18 protein-coding genes are annotated in these 20,807 nt (G+C 59.8%); 16 read left to right on the top strand and 2 right to left on the bottom strand.

From position 1 onward, the window contains the following. Genes BSY239_RS21100 through BSY239_RS21030 form a run of 16 tightly spaced genes read left to right on the top strand, consistent with a single transcriptional unit; the run spans position 1 to position 18,497 of the window. Entirely contained in the window at positions 1-723 is a 723-nt protein-coding gene (locus tag BSY239_RS21100; RefSeq protein ID WP_156775556.1) for an FkbM family methyltransferase, read from the top strand. Further along, entirely contained in the window at positions 720-2,285 is a 1,566-nt protein-coding gene (locus BSY239_RS21095; protein ID WP_156775555.1) for a hypothetical protein, read from the top strand. The genes BSY239_RS21100 and BSY239_RS21095 overlap by 4 nt, the downstream gene beginning before the upstream one ends. Positions 2,286-2,341: 56 nt before the next feature. Continuing rightward, complete coding sequence (locus BSY239_RS22545) at positions 2,342-3,565, top strand: hypothetical protein (RefSeq protein WP_156775554.1); 1,224 nt, start codon at positions 2,342-2,344, stop codon at positions 3,563-3,565. Positions 3,566-3,622: 57 nt separating this feature from the next. Next, the gene (locus tag BSY239_RS21090) at positions 3,623-4,816 is read left to right on the top strand and encodes a hypothetical protein (protein ID WP_069048539.1); all 1,194 of its coding nucleotides are present in this window, start codon (positions 3,623-3,625) and stop codon (positions 4,814-4,816) included. Then, positions 4,813-5,751: an FkbM family methyltransferase gene (locus tag BSY239_RS21085; RefSeq protein ID WP_083240111.1), complete on the top strand. Its 939-nt coding sequence runs from the start codon at positions 4,813-4,815 to the stop codon at positions 5,749-5,751. Before BSY239_RS21090 ends, BSY239_RS21085 begins: the two co-directional genes overlap by 4 nt. After that, entirely contained in the window at positions 5,751-7,475 is a 1,725-nt protein-coding gene (locus tag BSY239_RS21080) for an ATP-binding cassette domain-containing protein (RefSeq protein WP_069048537.1), read from the top strand. The genes BSY239_RS21085 and BSY239_RS21080 overlap by 1 nt, the downstream gene beginning before the upstream one ends. Before the next feature lie 2 nt (positions 7,476-7,477). Then, positions 7,478-8,614, top strand: a complete 1,137-nt coding sequence (locus tag BSY239_RS21075) for a CgeB family protein (RefSeq protein ID WP_069048536.1) — start codon at positions 7,478-7,480, stop codon at positions 8,612-8,614. Next, positions 8,611-9,405 carry a class I SAM-dependent methyltransferase gene (locus BSY239_RS21070; protein ID WP_069048535.1) on the top strand — a complete coding sequence of 265 codons (795 nt, stop codon included), beginning with the start codon at positions 8,611-8,613 and terminating at the stop codon, positions 9,403-9,405. Before BSY239_RS21075 ends, BSY239_RS21070 begins: the two co-directional genes overlap by 4 nt. 56 nt (positions 9,406-9,461) lie before the next feature. After that, the gene (locus BSY239_RS21065; protein ID WP_216637491.1) at positions 9,462-10,379 is read left to right on the top strand and encodes a hypothetical protein; all 918 of its coding nucleotides are present in this window, start codon (positions 9,462-9,464) and stop codon (positions 10,377-10,379) included. Positions 10,380-10,405: 26 nt separating this feature from the next. After that, positions 10,406-11,431 carry a polysaccharide biosynthesis protein gene (locus BSY239_RS21060; protein WP_069048533.1) on the top strand — a complete coding sequence of 342 codons (1,026 nt, stop codon included), beginning with the start codon at positions 10,406-10,408 and terminating at the stop codon, positions 11,429-11,431. Between the two features lie 4 nt (positions 11,432-11,435). Then, positions 11,436-12,563, top strand: a complete 1,128-nt coding sequence (wbjC, locus tag BSY239_RS21055) for a UDP-2-acetamido-2,6-beta-L-arabino-hexul-4-ose reductase (RefSeq protein ID WP_069048532.1) — start codon at positions 11,436-11,438, stop codon at positions 12,561-12,563. 31 nt (positions 12,564-12,594) lie between these two features. Continuing rightward, entirely contained in the window at positions 12,595-13,728 is a 1,134-nt protein-coding gene (wecB, locus tag BSY239_RS21050; RefSeq protein WP_069049139.1) for a non-hydrolyzing UDP-N-acetylglucosamine 2-epimerase, read from the top strand. Between the two features lie 12 nt (positions 13,729-13,740). Further along, on the top strand, positions 13,741-14,985 hold the full coding sequence (locus BSY239_RS21045) for a glycosyltransferase family 4 protein (RefSeq protein WP_069048531.1): 1,245 nt from the start codon (positions 13,741-13,743) through the stop codon (positions 14,983-14,985). Continuing rightward, positions 14,982-15,929, top strand: a complete 948-nt coding sequence (locus BSY239_RS21040) for a UDP-glucose 4-epimerase family protein (RefSeq protein ID WP_083240110.1) — start codon at positions 14,982-14,984, stop codon at positions 15,927-15,929. Before BSY239_RS21045 ends, BSY239_RS21040 begins: the two co-directional genes overlap by 4 nt. Continuing rightward, positions 15,929-16,489 (top strand): sugar transferase, encoded by a 561-nt coding sequence (locus tag BSY239_RS21035; RefSeq protein WP_069049138.1) that lies wholly within the window; start codon positions 15,929-15,931, stop codon positions 16,487-16,489. The genes BSY239_RS21040 and BSY239_RS21035 overlap by 1 nt, the downstream gene beginning before the upstream one ends. Positions 16,490-16,493: 4 nt before the next feature. Beyond that, the gene (locus BSY239_RS21030) at positions 16,494-18,497 is read left to right on the top strand and encodes a polysaccharide biosynthesis protein (RefSeq protein ID WP_069048529.1); all 2,004 of its coding nucleotides are present in this window, start codon (positions 16,494-16,496) and stop codon (positions 18,495-18,497) included. Between the two features lie 247 nt (positions 18,498-18,744). Here BSY239_RS21030 and BSY239_RS21025 read toward each other — a convergent pair whose 3' ends face one another. Together BSY239_RS21025 and BSY239_RS21020 are read right to left on the bottom strand one after the other, a co-directional pair. Continuing rightward, a complete protein-coding gene (locus BSY239_RS21025; protein ID WP_069048528.1) occupies positions 18,745-19,995 on the bottom strand; it encodes a HAMP domain-containing sensor histidine kinase in 1,251 nt (416 codons plus the stop codon). Further along, complete coding sequence (locus BSY239_RS21020) at positions 19,992-20,708, bottom strand: response regulator (protein ID WP_069048527.1); 717 nt, start codon at positions 20,706-20,708, stop codon at positions 19,992-19,994. Before BSY239_RS21020 ends, BSY239_RS21025 begins: the two co-directional genes overlap by 4 nt. Positions 20,709-20,807 lie beyond the last annotated feature (99 nt).

The raw sequence follows: 20,807 nt of genomic DNA, 5'->3' as shown, positions 1-20,807 counted from the left end.
ATGTTGCTTCATCTGCTCAAACGGGTCTGGACAAGACTTCGCCGTGGGAAATACCACAGTCTCAACGAACTGGATCGCAAGCTGGAGAAGTATGTTGACTACGACAACGGCTACTTCGTCGAGCTTGGGGCCAACGATGGCGTGACGCAATCCAACAGTCTGTACTTCGAAAAGCACCGCGGATGGCGTGGCCTGCTGGTCGAGCCGACGCCACACAATTTCTTGAAGTGCCGAAAGAATCGCGCCACACGAAGTCGCGTTTTTTGCGCAGCGTGCGTTTCCTTCGAGTACGAACAGGAGTTCGTTCGAATTGCCTATTCCAACCTGATGTCCGCCCCTGTCAACCTCGAGTCGGACATCACCGACCCCGTGGCGCATGCCAAATTGGGGGAACGCTTTCTGCGCGATCAGGAGATGGTGTTTGAGTTTGGCGCTGTGGCGCGCACCTTGAACGACCTCTTGCTCACCGCTTCCGCGCCAGCTCTGGTTGATTTTCTTTCGCTCGATGTGGAGGGCGCTGAACTCGAAGTGCTCAAAGGGATTGATCACGAGCGCTTTCGCTTCAAGTATTTGTTGATTGAGTGCCGAGATTTCGCGCGGCTGAACAACTACTTGGAAGGACACGGTTACGCGTTCGTTGAAAAGCCTTCAGGCCAAGACTATCTGTTCACTTCGCTGCGAAGTGATGGAAAACGCGCCATACCCAAGAGCGGCGAAGCATGATCGGCAAGCTGCGTTCGCTCTTCTCTCGCTATCCAAAAGATCCCGGAGTGCATCCGGGATCTTTCAAGGGGCTGATGGACCTGGCGACTCAACCCGCGTCCTCTGGCCACATTGCAGTCCAGTCGGTGCCGGACAAGTTTTATTTCCTTCTGTTTGGAGCTTTGCGCGCCCGCCTGCCCAACATGCGCGCCGAACTGGTGGTGGTGAGAGCCGTCAGCGGCGCGGTTGGCACCGGATGGATGGCCGAAGTGAAGCGCTCCGCCCCAGTTGCCTGGCTTGCAACCCAGCCTTGGGTGCGGGCCTACGGTGGCCTTTTCGATGGTGTTGCTTACCGCTGCGCGGATGCGGGCAGTCCACTGCAGAGCCTGCGCGACTGGTTGCAGGCAACGCAACACTGGAAACGGCTTCGAACCTCCCCTGAGCCAGTTTCGCTGACTGTGGAAGGCATCGAGGTGGGCGACCTGCTGGTGGACTCTTACCTGCGGTTCAAACCTTCGCCCGAATTCGATGTTCACGATCCCTTTGTGCGCCGCCTGATTTGGCAAACCTTGAAGGATGTTCGTCGCGCCAATGCCTATTTCAATCAGCGAAAGCCGGCCGTCTACCTGACATCCTACACCACCTACCTGGAACACGGCATACCTGCTCGTGCCGCTCTGAATGCGGGTGTGCCTGTCTGGTCTTTTGGCAACCTGAACCAGTTCGGCAAAAAGTTGTCTCTGGAGAACAGCTTTCACACGTCCGATTTCTCAGGGTATCGCTCTACTTTCGAGTCGCTCGATGGACAAGCAGAAAAACTGGAGCTTGCGCGCGAACAACTGGAATTGCGGCTTTCCGGTGGAATTGATGCAGCCACCAGCTACATGCGCAAGTCTGCCTATGGTCAATCCGGCGCGGAACTGCCGCCTGGACTTGCCGGGGCAGTGGTTGTCTTTCTCCATGACTTCTACGACAGCCCGCATGTCTACCCGGATCTGGTATTTGACGATTTTTGGCGCTGGATTTGCTGCACGATTGATGTGCTTCAAACCGCAGGCACCCCCTTCTTTCTCAAACCGCACCCGAATCAGATTGCGTTAAGCGATGAAGCCCTCAGTCGTCTGCGAAGGAAGTACCCTGAACTTCAATGGCTGCCGCAGGGAATCAGCAATGTTCAACTGGCAAAGGCGGGCATCGCTTGCGGAGTAACGGTGTATGGCACGGTCGCCCATGAGTTGGCCTACCTCGGCATTCCCAGCATTGGCTGCGCGCGTCATCCGCACCACACATTTGAGTTCTGCCGTACCGCTCATTCGGTGGTGGATTATCAAGCCATGCTTAAAACACCAGCGTTACTGCCAGGCTCCAAAGATGAAATGCAGCGCGAAGCGCTGGCCTTTTACTACATGCACAATATTTATGGCGATGAAAATAGACAAAAACTGCGGCACGCCTTTGTCGAGTTTTGGAAGGCATGCAATCTTGAAAGAGTATCGAAAGACAACGTTCTGGATGCATTCAAAAAATTGACCAATCTTAAGGCATTTAACCAGTTTACAGCGCATTTGAAGCATTCGACGTGACAGGACAGATGAGGATCTAGTGCCCGCCATTCATCAATGAAACGAAAACGCAAAGAATGCTAACTAACGCCACGCTCACGCTTCGAAAAATCGCAAGCAAACGATTTCTTTTTTTATTCGGATTGGTTTTTTACACTTCCTGGCTTTATCAGATTTCATTGGGCTACATTGAAATCAATTCCATCCTGCTCATCAGTAAGAATGTTTTGCTTGTCGCATTAATTGGCCTGCTCATTGCTGCTGTGGACTGGCGACTTGTGAAACCAGATAGCTTTTTGGCATTGTGCGTTATTTGGGGAGCTCTGAATGCAGTTTTCTGGATAAAATTTCAAGAACCAGCAGACAGTTACGTTCGAAGATTGGCCCAAGCAGTGTTTGCTTTTTTATTTGTAACATTTTTACGCCAACAGCCGAATAAAAACCCATGCTCAGGCGAAAACATTCGCAATTGGTTTTATTCTAAAACCACCTTGCTCTTCATTTGTATGATAATTGCGCTGTCACTGACGACGCAATTCTCAGAAAATTTGCTTAATGGCTTTGGAAACAGTCGCGTTAATTTCAGCATCTGGCTTGTGCAAATTGTTGCTCTTTTATTGATTTCAATCTACAACAAAGAGTGTAGTGGGTTTAGGCTCCTTTTCTTTGCGCTTGTTTTGACCACTCCAGTTTTCATACTGCAAAGCCTAACTGGCGGAAGAACTGGATTGCTTGGATCCTTATTAATAATTCTTTCTTTTGCATACACAAAAACTCGAATTCGAGGTGCAATCATCTCCTTTGCTTGGTTATTTCTGGTCACTCAATTAATCTCTAGCAACTATGCCATCCTAGCTCCGCAGGAAAATCTTGACGTTCTTCGCAATGTAGTTAGCAGCGGGAGCTTCTTTGAGAGGTTGGATGCAATCTCGAGTTATAGACTCAGCATAATAACAACCGCATTTTCCGATATGAATTTTAAGGATTATGTTTTAGGGGTTGGACTCGGTCAATTTGTAGGCTGGGCCCCCACATATCCGGAACTTGGAATTGTCGAGGTACACAATGTATTGCTGAAAACTCTAGGTGAATTCGGAATCACCGGTTTTGCAACACTTACCGCACTCGTCATGCTACCGATTTTCAGACGGCCCCTTCAGACAGAAGCATATCGAGGCGCAATACTGATTCAGTTCGTTTATCTCATCATGGCCATGCTGCACCCAGACCTGATGTTTACCGCTATCAATGTCTCTTTTGTGTACTTGGCACTCTATGCGACAACTCTCAAACCAACGTAGGCATGGCGAGTTGCTACCTACCTATGAAAGCTGCCAATGCCGCCCTTAGTAACTTCAATGCAGTCAAGCTACAGCAAGCATCCAGCATTCACATTTAGTGTGCCAAGTTGGAAAGCCCCCGACGAACAGCTGACAGCATTCAACGAGATCTATATTGCCACTCAGCACATCGGCGCCACCTTGTCCCGCAAGAGCCGTGAGCTGTTTCGTCAAGATTGTCAGCGTTCATTGGCAGCGGTTTTTGCCGCCCTGCACGCACAGTGTGCCGACGAACCCGAGAACCATTTCCTGACAGAACTCGGCGCCGAATGCGGCAGGCTGCTGAACGAGGAGTTCGATTGGTATGCCCGCCCGACACAGGCGGGGTTGGCCCGGCTGGACGACCGCGCTGCTGTGCAGGCCGCAGTTCGTCTGCAGCTTGAACGCCATTTCTTCGGCCAGCTCCGGTGTGGTGCCGTCGAAGAACTGCGCCAACTCGCCAGCAGCGACGTTGAGCGTTTCCGTGCCAACGCCGCTGCGGGCCAAGTAAAACGCGATGACTTGTCGGTCAGTGCTGGAGCCCCGGTGCGTGCGATCCGCTCGATCTTGAATCGGGAGTTTCGCGCGCTCGGGGTTCTGGATGCCGTGAGCGCCTACACCGGCCGCAAGACCCAGGTTTTTGGGCTAGCGCTTGAGCTCAGCGTGCCGCAAGCCACGTGGTGGCGCAATGCGATCGAGGGGTTGGATCGTCCGCCTGCGACGCTGTATGCCCACTTGGACGAAACGATTTCGTGTCCCAAGGCCATCGTCTACCTGAGCGACGTGAGCGAGACGAACGGCCCCACCGGCTGCTATCCGGGCGCGTACGAAGCGATGCAACTGAATCCACTGCAGGAACTGATTGGTCGAGTCGTCGGCGTGGTGGGCACGCGTCCCGACTCTCTTTTGAAGCAACACTATTCAAAGCAATACCATCAGTCGATGAACTCGGAGAACTTCCGGCGGCATTTCATGCGACTGCCGGAGGCACTGAGGTTCAACTCCCACTTGGGGTGGGATGTGCTGCCGGGCAGCGAAGCCGAAGCGCAATTGGTCAAGGCAGAACGCAAGATGACCGGCCCCGCCGGCACATTCATCGCGTTTGACGGCGCGCGGTTGCTGCATCGAGGCGGCTTGATGGAGGCCGGCGAGCGAGTGGCGCTACAGGTCATTTTTTCAGACGTGACGCTGACCGAGCGCGTGATCTCGAAGGCAAAAAGGATGTTTTCATGAGTTTGATGCTGGCCATGCGCCAACTGATCCCTACTTCTTTGAAGAACTCGCTGCGGCAGCGGACATTGCCACATCAAGTGGCCCGCCTGCTGAGTCCTCACCTGCCTGAGGTTGTTTGCGTCGACGTTGGCGCGTCGTTCTACCCGCATGTGAAGTGGCTCACGCTGCTGAATTCCCCGCGCACGCAATGGATTGCCGTTGAACCGAACAAGGACAACCTCGCGTACCTGAAGTCATGGGCCTGGCCTTGCAAGGTCTCGGCCTGCACCACGGGTCTCAGCCGCGACGGTGGCACGCAAACCCTGTATGTCACCAATGTCGACACGGGCAGCAGCTTGCTGCCACCTGAGATTCCGGTGTCGATGCAGCACCGTGTGAAACGGCTTGAGTACTTCTTTCCCGTCACGGAACGTTCCATCGACACCATCACGCTCGTGAAGGCGCTGGAAGGTCACTCGCCCACTGCTCCTGTGTTTGTCAAGCTGGACACCCAGGGAACCGAGCTCTCCATCCTGCAAGGCGCTCAATCCCTTTTTGATACCCATCGGATCGTGGGTGTCGAGATGGAGTCCACCATGCTGGCGCAACCGGTCATGAAGGGCTCTGGAAAATTCTGGCAGGCCTGCCAGTACATGGAGTCCCAGGGTTTCGAGTTGCTGCATATCAAACCCATCCCCGCGCCGAAGTCCGGCAAGGGCAAGCCGCAACTCAATACCTATCTCAACGAATGCGATGCGGTCTTTGCCTTGCGCCAGGATGTTGTGGCGGGCCTTCCCGTGGAGTTCAGAACCGCCCTGCTGGCGTTCTACCTGACCTACCTGTTCTTTGAAGAAGCGCTGTCAATGCTGGAACGAGACGAAGGTGTCAGAAGCCTGCTCCAGCAACAAGGCTGCCGCCTGGACGAATTGCTCGCTCTGCTGGCGACGTCGACTTGATGGCTGAAAAGATTCGCCCTGCTTGGAAACTGGCCCGCCAGATCAGTGGATATCTGGGCTTTGTTGCGCGCCGCTTCCGAACGTTCTACTTGGTGCTGGCTCTCACATTCTTGGTGTTGATGCTTGAGTACGTGGCCACCAGCCTGATGATCCCGATGGCGCCCGGGCAGGCGGCGGCCACCTCGACTGTGACGGCCTTGTGGACGAAAGCGGCCCTTTGGATGGGACTGGAGCCGGTCACTAGGACATGGCTGTGGCTGTTCTTCGTGGTGATGATGGGCAGGCTGCTGCTGGGCTATCTGCTTTCGGTGCTGACCACCTGGCTGGGAAAACAAGTGCACGAGACACTCAGTGGAAAGGTTTTCAGCCACCTACTCTTGCTGGAGCCCATGGGGCGCGTGTACACACGCTCAGTGGGGCACTACATCACGATGGCCGGCGATGACACGTTCAAAAGCGGAACCATCATCACTTCCCTGCTGCAATCGGCCGTGGGGTTCTTCACGGCCGTGGTAGGCATGATCGTGCTGTATCAGTTCTCGCCTCCGGCCTTTGCCGGCGTTGTGGCGTTCCTAGCACTCAGCCTGCTCGCAGTGGGTCTGCTTATGCGCCACGTGCTTCGGGTGAACGCCTTCGCCGTGCAACTGTCTCGCGAACTTGGCACCACCTTTGTGGAAGCACTCAACAGCTTGCGCTCCATCCGCTCCCTGCACGGCGAACGCTTCGTGATCGCCGCCTATGCCGCACAGATTCACGCCTACATCCGCATGCTGGTGCAACTCGATGCTGTCAAGACAGGGGTCAAGACCTTTCCTCCCATCGTGCTGCTGTTGGCGGCGGTCGTGGTCTTGCGCCCTGGTACCCAAGTCGACATGTCGGACGCTGCGCTGTTCGCCGGAACGCTCATCGTGATCCGCGTGTTTGCGTCGCTGGGGCAAATGGTGACGGCCGGCTCCCAGCTGCTCACCGACATCCGCGCCGTCAAGGACATCGGCACCCTGGTTGAGATGGCGCAGGAAACACAGTCCTTACCGCCGGTACCGACCGGCACCCGTGTGCATTCGCTGGACTTGCATGACGTGACTTTCGGCTATGGCGACCGTGGTCGGGTGCTGGACCACGTGAACTTCCGCTTCGAAGCCAGCCACACCTACGCCATCATCGGTCCCTCTGGCGCGGGGAAATCCACGCTTGCAGACATCCTTCTGGGGCTGAGCACACCAGACAGCGGCCGCATCCAGGTGAACGCCGACCAAATACCCCTTGGGGTCGCGCGTGCGCGCTTCATGTTGGTGGAGCAGCAACCCAAGATCTTTTCCAGTACCGTACGAGAGAACCTGTTGCTTGGTGCGGACGCGAGTGAAGAAGTCCTGCACGCAGCGCTTGATACGGTCAACCTGCGCGACATGGTCGATAAGCTGGAGCATGGTCTGGACACTCGCCTGAGCTACCTGGGCGAGAACTTCTCGGGAGGGCAGCGCCAGCGTCTCGGAATCGCGCGTGCCCTGGTGCGACAACCAGACCTTCTCATACTGGACGAAGCCACCAGCGCACTTGATCCCGCGACACGCGTTGAGGTGGTCGCGAAGCTGCGTTCGCGCATGCGCGATGGGATCATCATCTTCATCACCCACGACCCGGAAATTGCCGCTCTGGCCGACCAAGTCCTGACCATTGGCCTGCCTGTGCGAAGCGAGGCGCAGCTCACACCTCCTGCGGCCTGAACATGCGTATCCTTTTACTCGATACCTACTACCCGCGATTTCTTTCGACCCACTACGAGAGAGAAGAAGGACTGGCCGCCCAGCCCTTCGCGGAACAACGGAAGCGCTTGATGGACCAAGTGTTCGGTACATCGGACTTCTATTCACGCCACCTGAAGGCCATGGGCCACGAGGCGCAAGATCTCGTGGTCAACTGCAAGCCGCTGCAAAGAGCATGGGCGCACGAGAACCAAGTCCACTACAGCGAAATGGCGCTGCGAGTGCCTTCCCGTCTTCTCCGGTTGCCTGGCATCGGACCTTGGATATCGGCCCTGCCCGGGCTGGTCGAGATCGCCGTCGAGCAGATCAAGGCCATGCGCCCCGACGTGCTGTACTGCCAGGACCTGTGGTTCCTGCCACCGCAGAAGCTGGCCGAGTTGCGCCCATTTGCGCGTTTGATCGTCGGTCAGATCGCCAGCCCTCTGCCGCCGACACCGTACCTGCAAGGCTTCGACCTGATCACCACATCATTCCCGCACTTGGTGCCGAGGCTGCGAGCTATGGGCATAGCGTCTGAATACTTCCGCATCGGCTTTGACACGCGGATCCTGGAGTTGCTCGGTCCTGTGACACCCGACATAGACGCCAGCTTCGTGGGGGGTATCAGCCGCCATCATGGCAAGGCGCTGCCCATGCTTGAGTCCCTGGCTCGCAACACCCCAATCGAGTTCTTTGGTTACGGGGCTGGCAGTCTGAGCCGCAAGTCACCGATCGTCGCGCGGCATCACGGCGAGGTTTGGGGGCTCGACATGTACCGGGCACTGGCACGAAGTCGCGTCACCTTGAATCGGCACATCAACGTGGCCGAAAATTTCGCCAATAACATGCGCCTGTACGAGGCCACAGGGGTCGGCTCGTTGTTGATCACCGACCGCAAGGACAACCTGGGTGAGTTGTTCGAAATCGGCAAGGAAGTGGTTGCCTACAACAGCCCCGAAGAAGCGGCCGAGTTGATCAGGCACTACATTGCGCACCCAGAGGAAGCCCAGGCCATCGCCAGGGCGGGGCAGGCTCGCACCTTGCGCGAGCACACCTACCAACACCGCATGATTGAGCTCGCACCGCTGCTCGAGCGTCACTTGGGAGGTCGACCCGCATGAAGAGACAGCTCCGTACCCTCATCAACCGATTTCCCCGCGTCAAGGCGGCGCTCCGGCGGATGCTGCCTGCTCGTGGCGTGTCCAGCCACTATGTGGAGCTTGACGACGATGAAGCCAACCGAGAATCGTCACGGCTTAGATCGGCGTGGCAGGACAATGACCTACCCGCTCGGCAGCGCGAACTCGTCGATCGGCAACTGGCCGAATACCGTCGCGGCACAAAGATCGACGTCTTTGATGTTCTGGCAGGTGCTGTGCGGGGATTGCAGGATGACCATCAATATCCCTTGAGTCTTCTCGAAATCGGCTGCTCCAGCGGCTACTACAACGAGGTGCTGCAAATTGCAGGCATCAACGCCACGTATCGAGGCTGTGACTATTCCGAGGGCTTCATCGCGATGGCGCGACAACGCTATCCCGCTGTCGGTTTCGACGTTCAGGATGCAACCCAACTGAACTACAAGGATGCGGCTTTCGAGGTCGTCATCTCCGGCTGCTGTCTGTTGCACATTCCCGAGTACGCCACGGCGGTGGCTGAAACCTCCCGGGTGTCCAGCAGGTACGCCATTTTTCACCGGACACCCGTCTTGGTCGGGCAGCCTAACAAATACTTCCGCAAGTTGGCCTATGGCGTTGAGACTGTCGAGATCCATTTCAATGAGCCGGAGTTTCTAGCCCTGATGGATCGTTGCGGCCTGCAACTCCTCGGCACCCACACGCTGGACGAGAATGTGGTTCAGGGGGTGGGCAGTGCCACACGGACATACGTGTGCCAAAAGAAACAACATTGACGATGCGGCACTTTTGCACCCTCTTTGACAGCAACTACCTCCTCAAGGGTGTGGTCATGCTGCGCACACTGCTCGAGCACTGTCCGGATGCCCACGTACACGTGTTGTGCATGGACAACCAGGTTCAAGGCCTGCTGCAGCAGTTGAACCTGCCCCACATCACCTGCTTGCCTCTGTCGACCGTCGAGGACGAAGCGCTACTCGCGGTCAAGCCCGGGCGAGTCATGGCCGAGTACTGCTGGACACTTTCACCCTGCCTTCCATGGCACGTGCTGCAGCAGAACCGGGACATCGACTTCATCACGTACCTAGACGCCGACCTGTACTTCTTCTCGACTTTGGACCCGCTGTTTGACGAAATCGGCTCATCGTCGATCGCGATCATCGAGCACCGATTTACCCCTGCGCTGCAGCACCACGTGATCAACGGCCGCTTTTGTGTGGAGTGGGTGAGCTTCCGACGAGACGAGGAAGGCATGGCATGCCTTGCGCATTGGCGGGATCAATGCATCGAATGGTGTTTTCACCGGCTGGAAGACGACCGCATGGGCGACCAGAAGTACCTGGACAAGTGGCCGCAAGAGTACAAGAACCTCCACATCCTCCAACACCTTGGTGCAGGGGTAGCACCCTGGAACTTTGGGCAATACCGGTTTGGTCGGGACGGTCTGGGCACACCCACCGTGGAGGGCACCCCGCTGGTCTTCTACCACTTTCACCAGTTCCAGTTGCTGTCTAATGGCGGCTTCGATCGCCTCTCTGGTGCCTACACCACCATGGGCCCTGAGCCTGAACAGGTCTACGCAGCGTACGAGAAGGCTTTGACCGCCCTGCTGCGTGAAGTACGGGCGCTGAGGCCTGGTTTTTCCGCAGGCATGAAGCCCGCTCTCAAAATCAAATCACAGCGGTTGGTGCAGCGGTTGCTGCCGCAATCACTCAAGCAATTGCTCAAAAAAGTCGTGAAGGCAGTTTGAAATTGAAAGAGTTCGCTCAAAAAAGGATGCTGATCACGGGGGGTACTGGTTCCTTCGGCGGCGCGGTGCTCAAACGTTTTCTGAGCACAGACATCGCTGAAATCCGCATCTTCAGCCGCGATGAGAAAAAGCAGGACGACATGCGCAAACGCTTCGCGCATCCGAAGCTGAAGTTCTACATCGGCGATGTGCGAGACCGTAACAGCGTGGCCGCCGCCATGCGAGGCGTTGACTTCGTTTTCCACGCAGCGGCCCTCAAGCAGGTGCCTTCCTGCGAGTTCCACCCCATGCAGGCGGTGATGACCAACGTGATGGGTACCGAAAATGTTCTGGAGGCGGCTATCTCGGCCGGCGTTCAGCGCGTGGTGTGCCTCAGCACGGACAAAGCGGTCTACCCCATCAACGCCATGGGCATCAGCAAGGCCATGATGGAGAAGGTCATGGTGGCCACCAGCCGCAACCTTGAGAGCAGTGACACGGTGATCTGTGGGACCCGCTACGGTAATGTCATGGCGTCCCGTGGCTCGGTCATACCGCTGTTCGTCGAACAGGTGCTGGCCGGCAAGGCCATCACCATCACCGATCCGAGCATGACCCGCTTCATGATGACGCTCGAGGACGCGGTGGACCTGGTTCTTTATGCATTCAACAACGGGCGCAACGGGGACATCTTCGTGCAAAAGGCGCCAGCGGCCACGGTTGAAGTGCTCACGCAAGCCATGCTGGAACTGCTGAAGCGACCGGAACACCCGGTGCATGAAATCGGGACCCGCCACGGTGAGAAGCTGTACGAAACCTTGCTGGGACGCGAGGAAATGGCCTGCGCCGAGGACATGGGCGACTACTTTCGCGTACCACCGGACGCCCGCGACCTGAATTACGCCAAGTTCGTGGAAGAGGGCGAGCGGCGCCTCACACAAAGCACGCACGGGGAAGACTACAACTCGCACAACACAACGCGTCTGGACGTGGCAGGCATGACATCGCTGCTGCTCAAGCTGGATTTCATACAACGCATCGTCCGCGGAGAAGCCGCTGTCGCGGAGGACTGAGTTCATGAAGGTGCTGATCACCGGCGCCAACGGCTTCATTGGCAAGAATCTGCAGCTTTTCCTGCGGGAGCGCAGGGACACGGAAGTGGTCTGCTACCACCGGGGCAATGAGCCCAGGCAGTTGGTCAACATGCTCGGGGGCGTGGACTTCGTTTTTCATCTCGCGGGTGTCAACCGCCCGCAAGACCCCGCCGAGTTCACGACCGGCAACGCCGATCTGACGAAAGCCTTGTGCGCCGCGGTGACCGCCGTCGCAAAGGCCGAGAACCGAAAGATCCCGATCCTTCACACCTCCTCGACGCAGGCAGTCCAAGACAATCCGTATGGGCTTAGCAAGCGTGAGGCGGAAGCAGCACTGGCTTCGACGGGACGACATCCGCTGGTGCCTGTGCACGTGTTTCGGCTGCCCAATGTCTTCGGCAAATGGGGCCGGCCCCACTACAACTCCGCGGTGGCGACGTTCTGCCACAACATCGCAAGAGGCCTGCCGATCGAGGTCCACAATCCGCAAGCCCCCCTGTCGCTGGTGTACGTCGATGACGTGGTCAACCGTTTCGTTCAGATTATGGATGGCGCTGAGCCCATGATCGGGCCGGACGGCTTCTCATGCGTTCAACCCCAATACACCACGTCGGTGGGTGAGCTCGCACAGCTCCTTCAGGCGTTTCGCGCCAGCCGCGAAACGCTGCTGACCGAGCGGGTCGGCACCGGCCTGATTCGCGCGCTCTACGCGACTTATGTGAGCTACCTGCCCGTGGAGGCGTTTGCCTATGGGATCTCCAGCCACGTTGACAGGCGGGGCGTTTTCGTAGAGATGCTCAAGACGCCGGATTGCGGCCAGTTTTCTTTCTTCACGGCGCATCCCGGGGTCACACGCGGCGGGCATTACCATCACAGCAAAACTGAAAAATTTCTGGTCATCAAGGGCCAAGCGCTCTTCCGCTTCCGCCACATGCAAACCGGGCAGACGCATCAACTCGTGACCACGGGTCAAGAGCCCCAGGTGGTCGAGACAGTACCGGGGTGGACGCACGACATCACGAATACCGGGCCGGACGAGCTGGTGGTCATGCTGTGGGCCAACGAAATATTCGACCGAGTCCGCCCGGATACCTATGACTGCCCCATCTGATCTGACATGCATGGAAAGAATTGAAATGCCGCTGAAGAGACTCAAGGTCATGACCGTGCTAGGGACGCGTCCAGAAATCATCCGCCTTTCGCGAGTGCTCGCGCGCCTGGATGAACATTGCGAGCATGTGCTGGTACACACCGGCCAGAACTACGACTACGAGCTCAACCAGGTTTTCTTTGATGATCTTGGGGTGCGCAAGCCAGACCATTTTCTCGGTAGCGCGGTCAACTCGTCTGGCGCGGCCGAAACCATTGGCAACCTGATCATTGCGGTGGACCGCGTCCTGGCGCAAGCGCAGCCCGATGCGATGCTGGTGCTCGGCGACACGAACAGCTGCCTTTCGGTGATTCCAGCCAAGAAGCGCAAGATCCCCATCTTCCACATGGAAGCAGGTAATCGGTGCTTCGATCAGCGCGTTCCGGAAGAAACCAATCGGCGCATCGTGGACCACACCGCCGACGTCAACCTGACCTACAGTTCAATCGCGCGCGAATACTTGCTCCGTGAAGGACTTCCGCCCGATCTGGTCATCAAGACCGGGAGTCCGATGTACGAGGTACTTACCCACTATCGATCATTTATCGATGCGTCGGACGTGCTTCAGCGCCTTGGACTTGAGAAGGCGCGCTATTTCGTGGTAAGCGCACACCGCGAGGAGAATGTGGATTCCGAGGTGAACTTCCGCAAGCTCGTGGCGACTCTCAATGGAGTTGCAGAACACCACGCGCTGCCCGTGATCGTGTCGACACACCCCAGGACACAGAAGCGGATAGATGCCATGGGGGCTCGCTTCCATGCTCAGGTCCGGCTGCTGAAACCCATGGGCTTCATGGACTACAACCACCTGCAGGTGCACGCGAAGGCCGTGCTGTCCGACAGTGGAACAATCTCCGAAGAAGCCTCCATCCTGAATTTCCCGGCCCTGAATATCCGGGAGGCGCACGAGAGACCCGAAGGCATGGAAGAGGCGGTCGCGATGATGGTTGGCCTGGAGCTAGATCGGGTGCTTCAGGCGCTTTCGATCCTGGAGTCCCAGCCGCGCGGTGATGCACGCCTCGTGGGTCCCGTGGCCGACTACAGCATGCCCAACGTCTCGGACAAGGTCGTGCGCATCATTCACAGCTATACCGACTATGTAAACCGTGTCGTGTGGAAGAAGTGAGCTAGGCGCAAGGTGAAGATTCTTGTCGTCAGCCAGTATTTCTGGCCTGAGAACTTTCGGATCAACGATCTCGTCAAGGAATGGGTGGCCCGGGGGCACTACGTCACCGTGTTGACGGGCAAGCCCAACTACCCGGACGGGCAGGTCTTTCAGGAGTTCGCGCGCGAGCCCGAGCGCTTCAGTCGCTATGAAGGCGCCCGGGTACACCGCGTACCCATGCTGGCCCGCTCACAGGGCGCGGTTCGGCTGATGCTCAACTACCTGAGCTTCGTGATAGGTGGCTGCCTCTGGGGACCGTGGCTGTTGCGTGGCCTGCGCGCCGATGTGATCTTCGTGTACGAGCCGTCACCGATCACGGTCGGCCTCCCGGCCATCCTGCTCGGACGACTCAAGCGGGCTCCTGTGGTCCTGTGGATGCTCGATCTATGGCCGGAGACCTTGGCGGCGGTCGGGGCCGTGCGTTCCCCTGGCGTGTTGCGAATGGTGGGCCACCTCGTCAGCTTCATCTACAACCGTTGCGCCCTGGTACTGGGGCAGTCGCGGGCCTTTATCGACAGCATCGGCCACTACTGCCGGGACCGCTCGAAGGTCCGCTACTTTCCCAGCTGGGCGGAGAGCCTGTTCCTGCAAGCCGATGGGGCACGAGCGCCTGAAGTGCCCACGGCCACCGACACCTTCAGCATTCTCTTCGCCGGAAACATCGGAGAGGCCCAGGACTTTCCTTCCATCCTGGATGCCGCCGAAATGCTACGGCACAACGAACGCGTCCGATGGCTGATCGTGGGCGATGGACGTCGTTTCGAATGGGTCAAGGGCGAAATAGTGCGACGACAGCTGCACGAGCGCGTGCTGCTGCTGGGGCGTTTTCCAGTCGAGAGAATGCCGTCTTTCTACGCACACGCCGACGCGCTCATCGCTTCGCTGAAAGCCGATCCGACCTTCAGCATGACGATACCGGGCAAGGTGCAGTCCTACCTGCTGGCCGGCAAGCCCATCCTGGGCATGCTCGATGGCGAGGGGGCAAGCGCCATCGAGGCGGCGGGAGCAGGTCTGGTCTGCCCTGCCGGCGACGCACAGGGTTTGGTGAGCGCCATCGAGTGCATGGCAGGCATGAGCCCCGAAGAGCGCTTGGCCATGGGCACACGTGGCCGCCAGTACGCCGAGGGCGAGTTCGACCGGGACCGCCTGATGGATCGGCTACTGGCCTTCTTTTCGGAAGTGGTTGCGGCATCCCCGCACAAGGCGAAACCCCGATGACACTGCTCATCACTGGTGCCGGCGGCTTCGTCGGGCGTACGCTTTGCCATCAGGCCCGCGGCCGCGGCTTTGAGGTTCTTGCAGTCGCGCGCGCGTCGGCACACGCGCCTGCGCGTCCCGACAGGCTGTCGATCGCATCTATCGATGGGGAGACACCATGGGCTTCGGCGCTTGAGGGCGTGCGGATGGTCCTCCACCTCGCTGCTCGTGTGCACGTCATGGACGACCCCTCGGCAGACCCGCTAACGGCGTTTCGCCAGACCAACACCGCTGGCACACTCCACCTCGCCCGCCAGGCCGCCGCCGTCGGAGTACGCCGCTTCGTCTTCGTGAGCTCCATCAAAGTCAACGGCGAGTGCACGGCAGCAGGTCAGCCATTCACAGCAACCGACGCCCCCGCCCCGCAGGACCCCTACGGCATCTCCAAAATGGAAGCCGAGCAAGGCTTGCGCCAAATCGCCGCAGAAACCGGCATGGAAGTCGTCATCATCCGCCCGCCCCTGGTCTACGGCCCAGGCGTCAAAGCCAACTTCGCATCCCTGATGCGCGCCGTTCAACGCGGCATCCCCCTGCCGCTGGCCAGCGTCACCCACAACCGCCGCAGCTTCGTCGCCCTGGACAACCTGGTCGACGTGCTCATCACCTGCGTCGACCACCCCGCCGCCGCCAACCAGACCTTTCTGGTCAGCGACGGCGAAGACTTGTCAACCACCGACCTGCTGCGCCGCTTGGGCCATGCCATGAACAAGCCTGCCCGTCTCTTCCCGGTCCCGCCTTCACTGCTTCAATTCGGAGCCAACCTGCTGGGCAAAGGCGACATGGCGCAGCGCCTGCTGGGCAACCTCCAGGTCGACATCGACCACACCCGCAACACCTTGAACTGGACTCCACCCTTGTCGGTCGACGAAGGTCTGCGGCGTGCGGTGGCGGGGCTCGCTCCGTGATCAAGCGCCTCTTTGACCTGGCCCTGGCACTCCCGGCGGCGCTGGTGTTGCTGATGCCCGTGGCCAGCATAGCGCTGGCGGTACGGCTCACGTCGCCCGGTCCCGCGCTGTACTGGAGCGACCGCGTCGGTCGCCGCAACCAGATCTTCAAGATGCCCAAGTTCCGCAGCATGCGGGTGGACACGCCCGCCGTGGCCACGCACCTGCTGACCGACCCGGCAAAGTACCTCACGCCCATCGGCTCCTTTTTGCGCAAGAGCAGCCTGGACGAATTGCCCCAGCTGTGGAGCATCATCAAGGGCGACATGAGCTTTGTGGGCCCTCGCCCCGCGCTGTTCAACCAGCACGACCTGATCGCCTTGCGCACCGAGCACGGCGTGAACGAACTGGTGCCGGGCTTGACGGGCTGGGCACAGGTGAATGGTCGCGACGAACTGCCGATTCCACAGAAGGTGGCGCTGGACGCGGAGTACTTGCGCCGTCAAACTCTAACTTTCGACATTCGCATCTTGTGGATGACGTTTGTAAAGGTGTTGCGCCGCGACGGCGTGACCCACTAAAACAATGAACAACAGGGACTCGGAGACATTTGCGGCGACCACGCTGCTGGACATGCCACGTGTGGCCAAGCGTCTGGTCGCGCTCTCCGTGGACGTGGCGCTGTGCGTCCTCACCGTGTGGCTGGCTTTGTGCCTGCGGCTGGAGCACTGGGTGCGGCTGGAACCCGTGCACGGCTGGGCCATGGCGGGTTCGGTGCTGATGGCGCTGCCGCTCTTCATCCGATTCGGCCTGTACCGTGCCATCTTTCGGTACGCGGGCTGGAACGCCATGGTCAGCCTGATGCAGGCCATGACCTTGTACGGCCTTTTTTACGCCATCTTGTTCACAGTGATCAGCGTGCCGGGCATTCCACGCACGGTCGGTGTGATCCAGCCGCTCTTGTTGATGGCTTTTGTAGGCTTCAGCCGGGTGGTGGTGCGCTACTGGCTCGGCGGCCTCTATCGCTCTGTGCTCCAGCGAAAAGAAATGCCGGGCGTGTTGATTTACGGCGCGGGTGCAGCCGGCCGCCAACTGGCTGGCGCACTCGCCCGTGGTACCGAGCACCGCTTGCTGGGCTTTCTGGACGACGACGCCCAACTGCATGGCAACAGCCTGGACGGTCGCACGGTCTACCCGCCATCGGCGCTGCCCCGGCTCATCCCCGAATTGGGCGTGACCGATCTGCTGCTCGCGCTGCCCTCGGTCACCCACCAGCGGCGCCTGCAGGTGCTGGAGTCCTTGCGACACCTGCCGGTACGGGTGCGCACCATGCCCGGCATGTCGGACCTGGCCGCGGGGCGGGTGAGCCTGAACGACGTGCGTGAACTGGAGATTGAAGACCTGCTGGGCCGCGAGCCGGTGACGCCTGATGCGATGCTTCTTCAGCGGCTGGTGCACGACAAGGTGGTGCTCGTCACCGGTGCCGGCGGCAGCATCGGCAGTGAACTTTGCCGGCAGATCGCTGCCTGCCGGCCGCTCACACTGCTGCTGGTGGAAAACTCCGAGTTCGCGCTTTACCAGATCCACCACGAACTCACAGCGCTGGTGGGGGGCCAGGTCGATCCGCTGGATGTGGAAGAAGGCGACGCGGCCGCACCCATGGCGGTGACGTTGGTGCCGCTGCTCGCCTCGGTGCAAGACGCCGAGCGCATGGCGCAGATCATGCAAACTTGGCGACCGCACGCGGTGTACCACGCCGCCGCCTACAAACACGTGCCGCTGGTGGAGCACAACCCGGTGCAAGGATTGCGCAACAACGTGTGGGGCACCCTGGTGTGCGCACGCAGTGCGCAGGCTGCGGGCGTGAGCCATTTCGTGCTCATCAGTACCGACAAGGCCGTGCGCCCGACCAACATCATGGGTGCGAGCAAGCGCATGGCCGAGATGGTGCTGCAAGCCCTGGCGGCCGAGCCGGGCGCCACCACGTTTTCCATGGTGCGCTTCGGCAACGTGTTGGGCTCCAGCGGCTCGGTCGTGCCGCTGTTCCGCCGGCAGATCAAGAACGGTGGACCGATCACACTCACCCACCCCGACATCACCCGCTATTTCATGACCATTCCTGAGGCCGCCCAGCTCGTGATTCAGGCCGGCGCCATGGCACAGGGTGGCGACGTGTTCGTGCTCGACATGGGCCAGCCGGTGCGCATCATGGACCTGGCGCAGCGCATGGTCGAGCTCTCGGGCCTGCAGGTGAAAAACGAGCAGAACCCCACTGGCGACATCGCCATCGAAACGACCGGTTTGCGCCCCGGCGAGAAGCTGTACGAGGAGTTGCTGATCGGCGACGACACACAGCCCACGCAACACCCGCGCATCCTGCGTGCGCGCGAAGCGTTCAGGCCCTGGATCGAGTTCGAACACACCTTGCAGGTGCTTGATCAGGCGCTGTCGGCTCAGGACGTGCCGGCGGCCCGTGCCTTGCTGCAAGCTTGTGTTCATGGCTATCAGCCCACCGGCGACGTGGTCGACTGGGTGCACACCACAGGAGCGCACAACATGACCGCCTCCCACCCTCGGCAACTGCATTGAGCGCTGGCAAAAAAAAGCCACCTTGCGGTGGCTTTTGAAAGTCCTTGAAGGGACGTCGTTGGGAGACCAGTTTCAAACGCGCTGGGCGACGTGTGGGTTTTGCCGGGTCTGTTCTTCGACATGTTGTGACAGCAACAGTTCCCATTGTGCTGTGCGAATGACCGTTCGGCCATCCCCAATCTGGGGGAGTTGGCTCGGTTTCGAATACGAAAGCAGCACAGCGCTTAGGTCATATTCACCAAAAAAGTCAGAGCGGCAGGCTGACCACGAAACGGGCTCCGCCACCGGGTCGGTCTTCGCAATGCACGCGCCCACCGTGGCGCTCGACGATGGTCTTGACCAGCGACAGGCCCAGACCCACACCACCCTCTCGCTCGCTGGCGCCGGGCAGGCGGTAGAAGGCTTCAAAGATGCGTTCGCGCAAGGCGGCCGGCACACCCGGGCCGCGGTCCTCCACCCACAACACCGCGGTGGGTGCCACACCTTGTTCAACCGAGAGCCGCAGGCGCACATCGGCCTCGGCGCCGGGTGCGTCGGAGCTGCCTGCTGCACGTCCATAGCGCCGTGCATTCTCCAGCAGGTTGCGCAACACACGGCGCAGCAGCTTGGCATGGCCTTGCGCCAGCACCGGCGGCGTGCCCGGCGCGATCTCCAGATCGGCCGCAGTGCGCGCGCATTCTTCCGCCGCCAGGCCCACCAGATCCACCTCTTCGGTGGGCCCCAGGGTCGACGCATCACTGGCGTCGCGCAGGTCCAGGCGGCTCGCGAGCAGGATCTCGTCGATGAGCTGGTCCAGCTCGTCGATGCTGCGCGCCATCTCGCTGCGCTGCTGCGCTCCCACGCCGTCGCGCCCCAAGAGCTCCAGCCCCATGCGGATGCGGGCCAGCGGCGAACGCAGTTCGTGCGAAGCATTGGCCAACAGGGACTTGTGCGACTTCACCAGCGTCTGCACGCGCTCGGCGGCGGCGTTGAAACGTTCGGCCAGAAACGCCACCTCGTCCTGTCCCTGCACCGGCAGGCGGGTAGACAGATCGCCATCGCCCCAGCGCTCCACGCCCTTTTGCAAACCCTCCAGCCGCTTGGTCAGGCGCCGCACGATGGGGTAGGCGCCCAGCGCCACAGCCAGGGCCACAAAGCCCAGCAGCCACGCAAAACCGGTCGGCGTCTGCAACCAGGCGGGGGCACGGCGGCCCGGGTTGTTCTCGGGTCGGTTGGGGCGGGGCAGCAGCACAAACAGCTTCTGCCCATCGTTCATCACCACCTCGAACTCCCAACCTCCACCCGGAACACGCACCGCGCGCGCGGGCGCTTCGCCGATCACATCGAGCGCGGCATTGCGAATCACGATCGTGCGCGTCACGCGTGCATCGCGCTCGGCCCGGTCTTGATCCAGCGCCCGCTGCCACAGCCAGCCTGCGGACAGCGTGAGCACTATGACGGCCGCGACCACCGCGAGCCAGATGCGCAGGTAGAGCTTGGAGACGAAGAAGGCCTTCAATCTTGTTGCTTCGCAAAAACGTAGCCCACGCCGCGCACGGTGAGGATGCGTTTGGGGTCTTTGCTGTCGACCTCGATGGCGTTGCGGATGCGGCCGATGTGCACGTCGATCGAGCGGTCGAAAGCCTCGAGTTCGCGCCCGCGCACGGCTTCCATGATCTGGTCTCGGGTGAGCACGCGGCCTGCACGCTCTGCCATGGCCACCAGCAAATCGAACTGGTAGGACGTGAGTTCACTCGCCTGGCCAGCCACCTGCACGGTGCGCGCGTCGCGGTCGATATCGAGCGAGCCGAAGCGCATCACCGGCGTGCTGCGCGACACGCTGGCGCTGCCCGTTTCGCCACGGCGGCGCAGCACCGCGCGCACACGGGCCAGCAGCTCGCGCGGCTCGAAGGGTTTGGGCAAATAGTCGTCGGCGCCGAGTTCCAGGCCGATGATGCGGTCCATGGGGTCGCCCTTGGCGGTGAGCATGAGCACCGGCACACGGGCCACGTCGCCCTGCAGCGCGCGGATGCGGCGGCACACTTCCAGCCCGTCGATGCCCGGCATCATGAGGTCCAGGATCACCAGCTCGGGCTGGATGAGCTGCAGCTGCTCCAGGCCGGCTTCACCATCGGCGGCATGGGTCACCTCGAAGCCCGATTGGCCGAGGTACTCCACGACCATCTTCGCCAGACGGGCGTCGTCTTCAATCATCAGCAGCTGGGATGTCATGGATGTGGGGTGTGGTCAGGTAGCGGAAAGCCGCAAGGGTGAGGCACCGGTGTGAACATGGCTTGTGGTCGGCGTAAAGAAAGGTGAACGCGGTGCACG

This window comes from Hydrogenophaga sp. RAC07, from assembly GCF_001713375.1.
Lineage (GTDB): Bacteria > Pseudomonadota > Gammaproteobacteria > Burkholderiales > Burkholderiaceae_C > Hydrogenophaga.
Note: the sequence above shows the minus strand (reverse complement) of the source record. Positions and strands in the feature narration are given on the sequence as shown.

Excerpts from the sequence above, each read along its gene's own strand:
- BSY239_RS21100 (WP_156775556.1), top strand. The coding sequence starts at position 1 with ATGTTGCTTCATCTGCTCAAACGGGTCTGGACAAGACTTCGCCGTGGG.
- BSY239_RS21095 (WP_156775555.1), top strand. The coding sequence starts at position 720 with ATGATCGGCAAGCTGCGTTCGCTCTTCTCTCGCTATCCAAAAGATCCC.
- BSY239_RS22545 (WP_156775554.1), top strand. The coding sequence starts at position 2,342 with ATGCTAACTAACGCCACGCTCACGCTTCGAAAAATCGCAAGCAAACGA.
- BSY239_RS21090 (WP_069048539.1), top strand. The coding sequence starts at position 3,623 with ATGCAGTCAAGCTACAGCAAGCATCCAGCATTCACATTTAGTGTGCCA.
- BSY239_RS21085 (WP_083240111.1), top strand. The coding sequence starts at position 4,813 with ATGAGTTTGATGCTGGCCATGCGCCAACTGATCCCTACTTCTTTGAAG.
- BSY239_RS21080 (WP_069048537.1), top strand. The coding sequence starts at position 5,751 with ATGGCTGAAAAGATTCGCCCTGCTTGGAAACTGGCCCGCCAGATCAGT.
- BSY239_RS21075 (WP_069048536.1), top strand. The coding sequence starts at position 7,478 with ATGCGTATCCTTTTACTCGATACCTACTACCCGCGATTTCTTTCGACC.
- BSY239_RS21070 (WP_069048535.1), top strand. The coding sequence starts at position 8,611 with ATGAAGAGACAGCTCCGTACCCTCATCAACCGATTTCCCCGCGTCAAG.
- BSY239_RS21065 (WP_216637491.1), top strand. The coding sequence starts at position 9,462 with ATGCTGCGCACACTGCTCGAGCACTGTCCGGATGCCCACGTACACGTG.
- BSY239_RS21060 (WP_069048533.1), top strand. The coding sequence starts at position 10,406 with ATGCTGATCACGGGGGGTACTGGTTCCTTCGGCGGCGCGGTGCTCAAA.
- wbjC (WP_069048532.1), top strand. The coding sequence starts at position 11,436 with ATGAAGGTGCTGATCACCGGCGCCAACGGCTTCATTGGCAAGAATCTG.
- BSY239_RS21040 (WP_083240110.1), top strand. The coding sequence starts at position 14,982 with ATGACACTGCTCATCACTGGTGCCGGCGGCTTCGTCGGGCGTACGCTT.
- BSY239_RS21030 (WP_069048529.1), top strand. The coding sequence starts at position 16,494 with ATGAACAACAGGGACTCGGAGACATTTGCGGCGACCACGCTGCTGGAC.
- BSY239_RS21020 (WP_069048527.1), bottom strand. The coding sequence starts at position 20,708 with ATGACATCCCAGCTGCTGATGATTGAAGACGACGCCCGTCTGGCGAAG.